At 44.1% G+C, this 12,851-nt stretch carries 14 protein-coding genes; 8 read left to right on the top strand and 6 right to left on the bottom strand.

Annotated elements, in window-relative coordinates:
- Positions 1-8: 8 nt before the first annotated feature.
- The 5 genes from msrA to WKR92_RS04905 are packed head-to-tail and all read right to left on the bottom strand — an operon-like array spanning position 9 to position 4,071.
- Positions 9-521 (bottom strand): peptide-methionine (S)-S-oxide reductase MsrA, encoded by a 513-nt coding sequence (gene msrA, locus WKR92_RS04925; RefSeq protein WP_375556712.1) that lies wholly within the window; start codon positions 519-521, stop codon positions 9-11.
- Positions 522-580: 59 nt separating this feature from the next.
- The gene (locus WKR92_RS04920; RefSeq protein WP_375556711.1) at positions 581-1,639 is read right to left on the bottom strand and encodes a hypothetical protein; all 1,059 of its coding nucleotides are present in this window, start codon (positions 1,637-1,639) and stop codon (positions 581-583) included.
- A 7-nt stretch (positions 1,640-1,646) separates the two neighbouring features.
- Positions 1,647-2,546: a class I SAM-dependent methyltransferase gene (locus WKR92_RS04915; RefSeq protein WP_375556710.1), complete on the bottom strand. Its 900-nt coding sequence runs from the start codon at positions 2,544-2,546 to the stop codon at positions 1,647-1,649.
- An 11-nt stretch (positions 2,547-2,557) separates the two neighbouring features.
- Positions 2,558-3,310, bottom strand: coding sequence for an ABC transporter ATP-binding protein (locus WKR92_RS04910; RefSeq protein WP_375556709.1), 753 nt, complete (start codon positions 3,308-3,310; stop codon positions 2,558-2,560).
- Positions 3,311-3,336: 26 nt separating this feature from the next.
- Positions 3,337-4,071, bottom strand: a complete 735-nt coding sequence (locus WKR92_RS04905) for an MlaE family ABC transporter permease (protein WP_375556708.1) — start codon at positions 4,069-4,071, stop codon at positions 3,337-3,339.
- Positions 4,072-4,157: 86 nt separating this feature from the next.
- Here WKR92_RS04905 and WKR92_RS04900 point away from each other — a divergent pair, with 86 nt between their 5' ends.
- Genes WKR92_RS04900 through WKR92_RS04890 form a run of 3 tightly spaced genes read left to right on the top strand, consistent with a single transcriptional unit; the run spans position 4,158 to position 6,478 of the window.
- The gene (locus tag WKR92_RS04900) at positions 4,158-4,862 is read left to right on the top strand and encodes an SDR family NAD(P)-dependent oxidoreductase (protein ID WP_375556707.1); all 705 of its coding nucleotides are present in this window, start codon (positions 4,158-4,160) and stop codon (positions 4,860-4,862) included.
- Positions 4,863-4,886: 24 nt separating this feature from the next.
- The gene (locus tag WKR92_RS04895; RefSeq protein WP_375556706.1) at positions 4,887-5,849 is read left to right on the top strand and encodes a toast rack family protein; all 963 of its coding nucleotides are present in this window, start codon (positions 4,887-4,889) and stop codon (positions 5,847-5,849) included.
- A gap of 17 nt (positions 5,850-5,866) precedes the next feature.
- Complete coding sequence (locus tag WKR92_RS04890) at positions 5,867-6,478, top strand: RDD family protein (RefSeq protein ID WP_375556705.1); 612 nt, start codon at positions 5,867-5,869, stop codon at positions 6,476-6,478.
- Here WKR92_RS04890 and WKR92_RS04885 read toward each other — a convergent pair.
- Positions 6,475-6,660 (bottom strand): hypothetical protein, encoded by a 186-nt coding sequence (locus WKR92_RS04885; protein WP_375556704.1) that lies wholly within the window; start codon positions 6,658-6,660, stop codon positions 6,475-6,477. The genes WKR92_RS04890 and WKR92_RS04885 overlap by 4 nt on opposite strands.
- 119 nt (positions 6,661-6,779) lie before the next feature.
- On the opposite strand from WKR92_RS04885, the gene dacB reads away from it, so the two are divergent.
- From dacB to WKR92_RS04860, 5 genes are all read left to right on the top strand, one after another.
- Positions 6,780-8,198: a D-alanyl-D-alanine carboxypeptidase/D-alanyl-D-alanine endopeptidase gene (gene dacB, locus WKR92_RS04880; protein WP_375556703.1), complete on the top strand. Its 1,419-nt coding sequence runs from the start codon at positions 6,780-6,782 to the stop codon at positions 8,196-8,198.
- A gap of 57 nt (positions 8,199-8,255) precedes the next feature.
- Entirely contained in the window at positions 8,256-9,104 is an 849-nt protein-coding gene (locus WKR92_RS04875) for a 4-hydroxy-3-methylbut-2-enyl diphosphate reductase (protein WP_375556702.1), read from the top strand.
- A gap of 70 nt (positions 9,105-9,174) precedes the next feature.
- The gene (gene hemH / locus WKR92_RS04870) at positions 9,175-10,209 is read left to right on the top strand and encodes a ferrochelatase (RefSeq protein ID WP_375556701.1); all 1,035 of its coding nucleotides are present in this window, start codon (positions 9,175-9,177) and stop codon (positions 10,207-10,209) included.
- 9 nt (positions 10,210-10,218) lie between these two features.
- Complete coding sequence (locus WKR92_RS04865) at positions 10,219-11,517, top strand: metallophosphoesterase (protein WP_375556700.1); 1,299 nt, start codon at positions 10,219-10,221, stop codon at positions 11,515-11,517.
- Positions 11,518-11,575: 58 nt separating this feature from the next.
- Positions 11,576-12,823, top strand: coding sequence for an ABC transporter permease (locus tag WKR92_RS04860; RefSeq protein ID WP_375556699.1), 1,248 nt, complete (start codon positions 11,576-11,578; stop codon positions 12,821-12,823).
- The last annotated feature ends 28 nt before the right edge of the window (positions 12,824-12,851 follow it).

Here is a 12,851-nt window from a genome sequence, read left to right as displayed (position 1 = left end):
TTTTATTTCTACGCTAAACTTTTAACAAATTTGTCGACTTTCGGACGGATGACCGCTGCGCAATAAGGTTGGTTAGGATTGCGGTTGAAATAATTGACATGATAGTCTTCTGCCTCATAGAAGGTATCGGCCGGAGATACTTTGGTTACAATCGGCCTGTCGAAGACCTGTTGCTCTGTTAAACCTTTGATAAAGGCTTCTGCTTGTTCTCTTTGTTCTTCGTTATGATAAAATATTTCTGAACGATACTGGGTCCCAATGTCGTTGCCTTGACGATTAAGGGTGGTAGGGTCATGTGTCTTGAAGAAGACACCTAAGATATCTTGATAATTTAATTGATCTTCGTCGTAGTTTATTTGGATGACCTCGGCATGTCCTGTTGTACCGCTACATACTTCCTCGTAGCTGGGGTTAGGGGTCGTTCCGCCCATATACCCGGGTATGATTTCATTGAGGCCTTCTAGCTTTTGGAAAACAGCTTCCGTACACCAAAAACATCCGCCTCCTAAAGTTGCTTTCATCGGTTTTGTATTTTTTATTTTACCTGAATTGATAAAGAATCAAATTTACGCATAATTATTTACTGATACTGGATGTAAACTGGTATGGGTTTCAGTTCCATCAGTTCCCCAGGGGTTAGTAGACGATTGGGGGCTTGTTTGATATCGTTCTTATAAAAGATTTTAAAGCCGGTAAACTCTACGGGTTCTTTGTAGATATAGCGTCTATAGGTGTCTTTTTTTAATGCCGGTGGTCCCCATCCGTCCATATGGATGACGGTCTGTACCTCGGGATGTAACTGGATGTCCTGATAGTTTCTGACCATACCCTGTGTAAAACGATGGACAATAAATACTTTTGGCGGCAGGTTGTGTTCCTGGACCAATTTGGCCAGATAGTTACTGGCGTAATTAATGTCGTCTGCTGTAAAATGACCTATTTTTCTGCCGGGTTTGGATCCGTCTTTCATCGAGAATTCGGGGTCGATACCCAAGTGCACATGAGGAAGTTTGAGGTATTTATCAAGATGGGGAAGCTCATCCTGAATGGTGCTCAGGGAAACTTGGATGTCTAAAAAGACAAGTGCATCACGCATCTTAGCAATAGCCAGTACAGAGTCGATTTGGCTGTCGGGCATCCGATTTCTGTATTTTCCATCCTTGCCGGCACTGCCTTGGGCTACAACGGCGATATAATGGAGTGCCGGTATGGCTTCGCGTGTGGAATCTACTTGATTCCATTTTTCTATTTCTTGATCGAGGCGAGAAAGCATTTCTTTCGGCGCATATTCACCAAGGATACCCATGCGCTTTGAGTATAGATTGCCATAATACGCTATGATTCTTTTTTGCGGTAGGATAGCTCCCGCGAGAGGGATCGGTTGATCATCGACCGGCCATATACCGGTGGTGTCTCCATTAACCAAAGCCTGCATTTGCTCGCGAAACTCGCTAGAGTCTACCATCAAGGAGACCGGTTTTTCGGCTTCCGGCTCGACCTTAACTAAGCTGTCAACTGTGAGGCTGTCGCTATGCGATTCTTGACCGTTGGCTTGATCTACACTTGAACCACAAGATGACAAACAGACTGCGAAGGCTGTCGTCAGGTAAATCAATTGGAAGAAGATATTGTTTTTCATAAGGATATTATAATGATTTTCTAAAGCGACCGTAATTGCTCATAATCAGCTTACGTTTTGTCGATGATTGTAAATACAGGTCGCCTGTTTCCAGGTTCCTTATGCGCGGATTATGGGTTTTAATCACTCGTTCAATATCCTCTGTATTGAAGCCCGGGGTGTAGGTGTTAAGCACTAGGAAATGTTCCTTCGGATCCAGTAGTCCACTTACCTGTTCGATCATTTCTTCAATCTGATTTTCCAGCTTCCAACGTTCGCCTTTCGGACCGTGACCGTATGCCGGCGGGTCGAGGATGATGCCGTTGTAAAGATTGCCTCGTTTCATTTCGCGTTTCACGAATTTAAACGCATCTTCCACTACCCAGCGGATGTCCCTTAGTCCGGATAGTTCCTGATTTTGATTGGCCCAGGTGACCACCTGCTTAATGGAATCGACATGCGTGACGTCCGCACCGCAGGCTTTGGCGACGATGGATGCACCACCTGTATAAGCGAAAAGATTCAATACCTTGGGTGCCGGATTTTTAAATTTAATGAGGGACGACGCGATATACTGCCAATTGGCGGCTTGTTCGGGGAAAATACCGATATGTTTGAATTTGGTAAGCGCTAAGCGAAGCTTGATGTTGACCTGACCGACATGGTAATTGATATGCCATTCGGATGGCTTGTTTTTTGATTTTTTAACCCATTCACCTTGGGTATTGGAGCGTGCGACAAAGCGTGCGTCATGTTTCTGATGCCACTCTTCGCCGGAAAGCGATTTCGGCCAATTGGCGCTCGGCTCGGGTCGGATGAGAGTAACGGCACCAAAACGTTCGAGCTTTTCTCCATTACCGCTATCGACAAGTTGGTAATCGTTCCACTCGCTGGGAGTAGTTTGTAAGGGTTGTGATGTTTTGGCCATGTATTAAGCGACTAGAAACTTTTTTTGGCAACTTTCATAAAGGGACTAGCGAAGACAAACTTGTTTAGCTCTTCGACCTCCGTGTGGGCAATCTCTTTGTTGGAGCCTTCCCATTCTTTATGGCCTTTGTAAAGAAATAAAATATAGTCGCCAATGCCCATTACTGAGTTCATGTCGTGGGTAACGACAATGGTGGTTGTATTAAATTCTTCGGTTAGATCTTGGATGAGTTCGTCGATCAGGATGGAGGTTTGTGGATCCAGTCCTGAATTTGGCTCATCACAAAAAAGATATTTTGGAGTCATGGAAATAGCACGAGCAATACCAACTCGCTTCTTCATACCTCCCGACAGTTCTGCCGGATAGAGATCGTTGGTGCCTTTCAGGTTTACCCGCTCCAAACAAAAGTTGGCGCGATCTACCTTCTCGCCGCGACTCATCTCGGTAAACATATCCAGGGAGAACATAATGTTCTGCTCTACGGTCATGGAATCGAAGAGGGCTGAATTTTGAAAAAGCATGCCGATTTCTTTCCGGATGGGGATTCTTTCTTCAAAAGACAATCGCGTAAATTCGACGTCGTTGTACAGGACTCTGCCGGCATTGGGCTTGTGTAAGCCAACCATACATTTTAGTAAGGTACTTTTACCGGAGCCCGATCCGCCGATAATCAAACTTATTTTACCGGGTTCAAATGTTGCAGAAATTCCTTTAAGGACTTCGTTATCTCCAAACGATTTATGAATATCAACTATCTCAATCATGCGTTCCCTATTATGGATTTTATTTGTTATAACATGACAGCCGTTATAATGTAATCGCAAGCTAAAATGGTAATACAACTAACAACTACACTCTTCGTACTGGCATAACCTACCTCCAGAGATCCTCCCGTTACATAGAAGCCCTGAAATGCTGAAACCGACGTGATGATGAATCCGAACACAAAGGCTTTTACCAAGGCTACGGCTACGGTATAGCCATTAAAATCGCTCGTGATACCCGTGATGTATTCGGCCGGCGTAACGGCTCCAGACAGCGCACCTCCCATTAAACCGCCAGCTAAGGCAAGAAAAATAGAGACGATAACCAAAAGGGGTACCATCGTGATGCCGGCTAATATCTTAGGTAGGATTAAATAGCCCGGTGCATTGATACCCATGATTTCTAAGGCATCGATCTGCTCCGATACGCGCATGGAGCCTATCTGGGAGGAAATAGAGGATCCGACCTTTCCGGCTAAAACGAGGGCGGTGATGGTCGGGCTCAATTCTAATATACTGGAGTCACGGTTAATCTGTCCGATAATGGAAGAGGGGATGAGGTCGGAAACCAACTGGAAGGCTATCTGCATGGTCATTACCGCTCCGATAAAGGTAGATATGATGCCTACCAGTCCCAGCGAGCCAACACCTATATTATTCATGTTTAAGAAAATCTCTTTCCAATAGATACTCCACTTTTCAGGTTTTTTGAAGACCTTTTTTAAAAGAATTAGATATTTGCCGAAATGCGTAAAAAACATAAATAACGATATATTGGGGTAAATATAATGTTTTAAAATTTGTAATTTTAATTTTTTAAAACCTAGCTAGCAGAGTAGAAATAATTATGAAAACAGCACTGATTACGGGAGCGACAAAAGGGATGGGTAGAGCCATTTCCTTGTCTTTGGCTCATGAGGGTTATCATGTGATAGCTTGTGCCAGGAAGCAGGACGACTTGCTCCGGCTGGAAAAGGAAATACAAGAAGTGAACGCAGGGGTGAAAGTGTACCTTCGTTCCTGCGATTTTGCTGATCCTGAACAAGTACGTTCCTTATGTGTCTGGTTGGAGCGGGAAGTTGAACAGGTAGACGTGCTGATTAATAATGTGGGCTTGTTTGTCCCGGGTCATTTTTTGGATGAAGACGAAAATGCCCTACGGCAACATATGCAGGTAAATGTGTTTGCGCCCCATGCCTTGTCTCGGACCGTTACCAAGTCTATGAAAGCGCGTAGCGAGGGGTATGTTTTTACGATTAGCTCCGTAGCGGCGAGAGAAGCGGTGCCAAGCGCGGCTTCCTATTCTGTAACAAAGTCGGCGCTGGCTGGTCTAACTAATGTCATTCGCGAGGAACTAAAGCAACATGGGGTCAAGGTCACTGAGATCGTTCCTGGTTCTACTTTAACCTCCTCTTGGGATGGCACCACCGTGCCGGCAAGCGAATTTATATTGCCGGAAGATATTGCCAAGGCTGTGGTATCTGTACTATCAATGAGTGAAGGTGCAAATGTGGATAAAATAGTGGTTCGACCTCGAAGGGGGCAGATCTAAATATGGACCTAAAGGTTTTTTATTATGAATGTGAAAAGAATAAGTTGGGGTTTGTTGGTCCTCTTTGTAGGATTCATTCTTCTGTTTACAAATCTAGGATATATCAACTTTAACTGGTCGGCTGTTTTTTCACTTTGGCCGGTATTGATCATTTTAATTGGAATCGGATACCTTTTGCCGGAGAAAACCGAAAGTAATTATATCATGGTTTTTGTAACCTTGGGTGTATTGGCTCTCTTTGCCTATCAAGGACTCACTGTACCCAAGAATAACGGTCTTTTGGGCCGGATATTTAATGATCACGATCGAAATTTTGAATGGGATTCATCGGGGTCAGATCATGGAACGTCGACTAGGGCTAGTAAGAACTTCAAAAGTCCTTATGATACGGCGATCGAATTTGCAGAGCTGTCTATTGAAGGTGGGGTAATTTCCTATCGCATCGGAGAACCAACCGATCAGCTATTTGAGGCCGATGCTGCTTCTGATTTTTCGAACTTTTCGTTAAAAGAAGTTCGTTCGGGTTCTAAAGCTGATTTGGACTTTAGGATGTCTGATGAGGATTCTAAGCGTTCAGGTGAGGATAGCAACGATAACTCGGTAATCATGCATTTGAATACGAATCCGATTTGGGACATCAGCTTGGAAATTGGTGCTGGGACGGCAAATTTCGATCTAAGCGCCTATAAATTGGAAAAACTGACGATCGAGGGCGGTGTGGCTAGTGTCAAAGCTAGGCTCGGAATGCCCCAGTCTGCCAAGTCGGAAGTCGATTTTGAAGGTGGACTCGCTGAATTTGAATTGGAGATACCGAAAGAAGCTGCTTGTCGTATCATCGCTGAATCTGCACTGTCATCAAAGAACTTCGACGGCTTTAGCAAGCAAAGCGATGGCTCTTATGTGTTAGGTAACTTTGATGCTGCTGAGAAGCGATATACAATTCATATTGAGAGTGGCCTGTCTAGTGTACGGGTGAGTCAATATTGATTGAAAAATAGGAGCCTGTGGAAGAGAAGCGGTATACGGTTGTTCAGCACGGCAAACCCAGCAAAGCCTATACCTTGGCGGAGTTGAAGTTGCTGAATCTAAAGACGAGTGATTTTGTCAAAGAGCAAGGGGCTTCCGACTTTAAGGAGTTACGTGAATTGCCCGAATTAAGTCGTTTGTTGGCCGTTGAATACCAAACGACGGAACCGCAGTACTTTGCGACTCTGGATGTGCGACTGCTAGCGTGGGCAATTGACTTTTTTCTGGCTTTCGCTGTTTATTGTATCTTAGTACTCGTGCCAATTATCGGGATTACGCTGCCGGAAGAGCGTCTCCCTTTAGCATTGACCGGCCTGCTTGCATTGATTCCTATAAAGTTTTTGATAACGCTCTTTATGGAGTGTTCTAAATATCAAGGCAGCCCGGGGAAATTAATTCTTCGAATCAGGGTTTGTGATGCCCACGGCCAACCCATCAGCTTCGCCAAGTCGCTTTTGCGAAATTTTGGCAAAGTACTGGGTTTTCTGAGTTTTGGCTTGGGTTTTCTGCTCGGCTTCTTTAACCGTAAACAGCAATGTTGGCATGATAAACTGGCCAATACACTGGTTGTTAAAGACCGACTGATCTAAGCTTCGTCTTTCGTATTGCGGACAAGTCCGATACCCGAGAAAAAGAAGATGATGCCGATGATACCTATAACTAGCAACTGTCTGTAGGCTTCGCTGTGCTGTACAAATTGCACACCTACATAGATTAATCCGATGATTCCGAGCACGGTCAGAATGGTTCCAAAAGTTCTTTTTACATTCATAATGTGATGGTTGAAGATTATTTATACACTGGAAGGCAATTTTTATGCCTAAAAGAAAAATATATCTTTAGATATGCCTCTAATTTGTATTTTTACCCTTATTGTTAATCCATATGTCTATGAAATACCTTTCTACACTCATTGTTACTTTGCTGTTTTTCACGCAAGCTTCTTTAGCTCAAAACCTAAGTCAAAAGATTGAAAATGCTTTTGAAGCCTTTGAGCAGGATCCGAATATGAAATACGGAATTGCATCCATCACCGTACTCAATGCTAATACCGGGGAAACGGTGTATGCAAAAAATGAGGGGACGGGTTTGGCGACGGCCTCGACCATGAAGGCGATTACGACGGCGACCGCCTACTCGGTTATGGGGGGTAACTATAAATATGAAACCAGTTTACGCTATAGTGGTCAGATCGACGGCGACGGTGTGTTGAATGGCGATGTGATTATACAAGGTACGGGAGATCCTTCTCTAGGTAGCGAAAATTTTGAAGAAACTAAACCAGAAAACATTCTCGCGCAGTGGGTCTCGGCGATAAAGCGTGCAGGTATTAAGAAAATCAATGGATCTATTATCGGTGACGATATTCTGTTTAATGGACAGATGGCGCCAAGCGGGTGGACTTGGGTTGATATGGGACAATACTATGGCTCTAGTGTATCCTCGCTAAATTGGCGTGAAAATAAATTTAAAATTATTCTATCCGGAAAAGGTAAGGTGGGCGGTCCGGCTTCATTGCTCCGTACGTCTCCGAATAAGCCTTATCTGAAAATTATTAATGAGGTAACAATAGGCAAAGCGGGTACAGGTGATCAGGTGTATGCATATTCAGCGCCTTATTCGTCGTTTATCGTTTTGAGAGGAACCTATGCTTCCGACTTGAATAAGCAAATTGAAATATCAATTCCTGATGGAGCCTTGGATGCGGCGTGGAGTTTGCAAATGGCGTTGGATGAAGCAGGGGTCTCGGTGGCGGAGCCTGCTAATACGGCCTTTTTGATGAAGTCGGATGGCGAGGGAATACCGTTAGAGACGACCTTGCTAGATCGTTACTTTTCTCCAACGATCAGTCAGATCTGTTATTGGTTTATGAAACGAAGCATTAACCTGTATGGCGAGGCGCTATTGAAAACGGCAGCGCTGCAGGAAGGTTCTGATCCGGAGACAGGCGAGGCGGTCGACTGGGAACGCGAGTATTGGAGTGAAAAAATCGGCGAAGATGAAGGCGCGTTGAAAATCAAGGATGGTAGCGGCCTATCGCCTGAAAGTCGGGTAACAACCATGGCGATGGCGAAGATCCTCTTATATGCTAAAAAGCAAAACTGGTTTGGAAGTTATTATGAAAATATGCCAACTTATAACAACATGAAGATGAAGAGTGGTACGATTGGTGGGGTTTTGGGCTATACGGGCTACCATACGGCTCCGGATGGTACACCACTTGTTTTTTCGTTTCTGATCAACAATCACATGGGACGCTCGCAACCGATGCGACTGAAAATGTTTAAAATGTTGGATGCCTTAAAATAGAGTGCTAGAAAATAGAGTGCTAGCTAAATATAGCGCAATTGCTTATCTTTGTATGTCATGGGATTAAACTTATCAGTATCAATCGATAAAGACTCTGGTTTCTGCTTTGGTGTTGTTTACGCTATTGATATGGCCGAGGAGATTTTGGAAGAGGATGGCTATCTGTATTGTCTAGGAGATATTGTTCACAATGATAAAGAGGTAGTGCGACTAAAAGACAAAGGTCTCCGCATTATTGGTCATGAAGATTTGCCGAATTTAAAGAATGAGAAGGTATTGATTCGCGCTCATGGTGAGGCACCGGAGACTTATAGGATTGCGCTTGAGAATAATATTACGCTGATTGATGCTTCATGTCCGGTTGTGCTGAAACTTCAGAATCGTATCAAAACCACCTTTGATGAAAAGGAGAAGGTGCTGATCTTTGGGAAACATGGGCACGCCGAAGTGATCGGTCTGCAGGGGCAAACGAATGGAGAGGCCATTGTCTTTCAAGATATAGCAGAGTTGGATCATGTGGACTTGCCACAAAAATTTACGCTATATAGCCAAACGACCAAGAGTACCGATAAGTTTTATGAAATCAAAGAGGAGCTCTTGAACAGGGGTTATGATGTGCGTGCGAATGACACGATATGTCGCCAAGTTTCTAGTCGCTATGAAGATTTGGGTACCTTTGCTCAAGGCTATGATAAAATTGTCTTTGTAGCAGGCAAGAAGTCTTCAAATGGTAAGGTTCTTTATGATGTGTGTTTGAAAGCGAATCCGAATACATACTTTATCTCTGACCCGAGCGAATTAGACGCTACCATCTTTCAGGAAAATGACCGTGTAGGTATATGCGGGGCAACCTCCACGCCTATGTGGTTGATGGAAAATGTTCGTGATGAACTAATAAAATATTGATTTGGGTCATATTAATCTCCGATTATCACAAGTTTACTTCTTAATTTCTTGGTTTTCGTAACTTTGCGGCATGATGAAAAAGGGAATATTGTTAATAAATCTGGGCACCCCCGACAGCCCATCGGTTTCAGATGTTCGTAGGTACTTAGATGAGTTCTTGATGGACGGACGGGTAATTGATATCAAGCCGATCCCAAGAAACTTATTGGTGCGTGGTGCTATTATTCCTTTTCGTGCTCCGCAGTCTGCAAAGATTTACAAGGCCATTTGGACAGATGAAGGTTCGCCATTGTTGATCTACGGTATGCAGAATAAAGAAAGACTGCAGGAACTGTTGGGCGATGAATACGTAGTTGCGCTGGGGATGCGCTACCAGAAGCCGTCAATTGAGTCGGCTCTCAACGAACTGCGGGCTCAAAAGGTGAAGTCTATTCAGGTGATACCATTGTTTCCGCAGTATGCTTCAGCAACTACCGGTTCTGTGCATCAAAAGGTTATGGAGATTGTTAGTAAATGGCAGGTGATTCCAGCAATCAACTTCATGAACTCTTACCATAATCTGCCGGAAATGATTGATATTTTTGCTGATAATGGTCGTAAATACGGTGTCGAAAATTATGATCATGTGATCTTTAGTTTTCATGGATTGCCTCAACGCCAATTGTTAAAAGCAGATGACACGAAACTGCATTGCTTGAAAGGCGCCGACTGCTGCCAAACGATTACAGATAAGAATTACTTTTGTTATTCGGCACAATGTTTTGATACCGCACGTTTGATTGCTGAGAATTTAGGCTTAACGAAAGATCAATATACGGTAAGCTTCCAGTCGCGTTTAGGAAAGGAACCGTGGATAGAGCCCTTCACCAGTCAGACGATTCACGAACTGGCGAAGGAAGGTAAAAAACGTTTGTTGGTTTTTTGCCCGGCTTTTGTGGCGGACTGTCTGGAAACACTTTACGAGATTGCGGTTGAATATCAGGAGGAATTTGTTGAAGCGGGTGGAGAAAAAGTGCAATTAGTGGAAAGTTTGAATGATGATCCTCGTTGGATCGATATCTTAAAAAACTTTGTGCTAAAAGAAGAAAAGCAAATACTTGCCTAAGTCATATTCATGAGATTTATCATCTTAAATTCGATTATTCTCCTCGTTTTAGATATTTATATCTATAAGGCTTTACGCGCCACGAATATTAAGTGGGCGAAATCAAGGGTCTTTTCTATACTTTGGTGGACATATTCGGTACTATTATTTATTGGGATTATTGCGACGGTTTATCTGGATCTGCGACTAACCGTCCGGTCGATCGTCCTTGTGGCTTTCTTTATTACGTTCGTTACCAAAGTAGTCTTCGCTCTATTTTTTCTAATTGACGATGTACGGCGCGGAGCGCTATGGGTGACGAGACGGCTCTTTAATAAGAATCGGGATGCCGGCGAGCCTTTGCCAGCTGAGGTGAGCGACAAGCTGCCCGAAGAAGGCGCGCTGCTGAATGAGAAGAAGAAGGGGATTTCTAGATCGGATTTCTTGGCCAAGACAGGGATCGTACTAGCAGCTGTGCCCTTCACGACGCTAAGTTGGGGGATTGTATCGGGTGCATACGACTATCGGGTGAGAAGACAAAAGTTGTATTTACCCAAGTTGCCGAAGGCTTTTCATGGGATGAAACTTGTTCAGCTGTCTGACATACACTCGGGAAGCTTTTATAATCAGAAGGCGGTCTTGGGAGGCATTGAGAAGGTCTTGGGTGAAAAGCCTGATGTGATCTTCTTTACAGGTGATTTGGTTAATAATCTTGCGTCTGAGTTGAAAGACTATAAAGATATTTTTGCAAAACTAAAGGCTCCACTGGGTATTTACTCGGTTTTAGGTAACCATGACTATGGCGAATATCACTTTGGTCATGCACCATCTCCCGAGAAAGCGCGGAACTTGGAGCTGATTAAAAAGGCGCAACGTGAGATGGGTTGGGACTTGCTATTGGATGAAAATCGCAAGCTGAAGGTTGACAATGAGGAAATTGGTATCATTGGTGTCGAAAACTGGGGTGCTGGAACGCGCTTCCCGAAATATGGTGATTTGAAAGAGGCACTAGTAGGAACGGAAGATATGCCTGTGAAGCTATTGCTTTCTCATGATCCATCACATTGGCGCGCGCAAATACTGGATCATCCGGATGTGGATGCTACGTTTAGTGGTCATACACACGGGATGCAGTTTGGTGTCCGTACTAAAAGCTTCCAATGGAGCCCGGTTCAGTATATTTATAAAGAGTGGGCTGGTCTGTATCAGGAGGGGCGACAACAGCTTTATGTTAACACCGGTTTTGGCTTCCTAGGCTATCCCGGACGTGTCGGTATTTTGCCTGAGATTACCGTGTTTGAGCTGCAGCGCGGAGAAAATCCAGCCTAATCTTCTTCTTTCTGTAACATTCGTATCCGAGGACGGTCTAACGTAAAACAGTAATTTTATGGCAGTAAAAATGTCTTTGCGTGAAACGGTCAAAATCTCGCTGCAATCCATCGGGAGCAATCGCCTGCGCGCATTTTTGACTGCTTTAATTATTGCTATTGGGATCACCGCATTGGTGGGGATTCTTACGTCGATTGACGCTATTGAGAAATCGATGACCGAATCATTCTCGGCGATGGGCTCCAGCGCCTTTAATATCCAGAATAGAGGACTCAATATCCGTATTGGCGGACAAGGTGAGCGACCGAAAACTTATCCTAATATCACCTATGATGAAGCGGTTGCCTTTCGTGATGAATTTACTTTTCCGGCGAAGGTGTCGGTTAAGGTATGGGTAACAGGCGGCTCAACGGTCAAATATGGAAGTGAGAAGACTAATCCGAATGTTTCGGTTCAGGGAGGAGATGCTCATTTTCTGGAAACTGGTGGTTATAAACTGGGGTTGGGACGTAATTTTACTTCGCGCGAACTAGAGCTCGGAACGAACGTTGTCATCATTGGATCGAAGATCAAAAGCAGTCTTTTTAAGAATAATGAAGATCCGCTGAATAAAATCATCACCATCGGGAATATGCGTTTTACCATTATTGGTGTATTGGAAGACAAGGGATCAAGTGCTGGAATGGGTGGCGATAATACAACCATTATTCCTTTGGTAAGGGCAAGGGCTATTATGCCAGCAACCAGACCGTCTTATACCATCACGGTTATGTTGGATCGGCCTGAAATGATGGATGCCGGAATTGGTGAGGCGACAGCCCTCTTTAGAAATATTCGTGGCGTGGAGGTTAAACAGGAAAATAATTTTGAGATTACGAAGAGTGATGCCATCGTACAGACCCTGATGAGTAATTTGGCTTATATTACAATGGGTGCTATAGTGATTGGATTAATTACCTTGGTCGGGGCGTCGATTGGTCTTATGAATATTATGTTGGTTTCGGTAAGCGAACGTACTCGCGAAATAGGACTGCGAAAGGCGGTGGGTGCCAATCCACAATTAATCAGACGCCAGTTTCTTACAGAGGCGATTGTGATCTGTATTATGGGAGGGATAGCTGGAATTGCTCTTGGCTTGATTATAGGAAATGGTGTCGCCCTTATATTGGGTGCCAGCTTCCTCATTCCTTGGCTATGGATGGTGGTAGGTATCGCCGTCTGTGTTATCGTCGGCGTGATTTCTGGTTTTTATCCCGCATCGAAAGCCTCCAAGCTAGACCCTGTGGAGGCCTTGCGATACGAATAAATCATTCAGAATATTTTACCTGTATCCG

The organism is Albibacterium profundi (assembly GCF_042159835.1).
In the GTDB taxonomy this organism is placed as follows: domain Bacteria; phylum Bacteroidota; class Bacteroidia; order Sphingobacteriales; family Sphingobacteriaceae; genus Albibacterium; species Albibacterium profundi.
The sequence above is the reverse complement of the archived record's forward strand: the minus strand, read 5'-3'. Positions and strand labels throughout refer to the sequence as shown.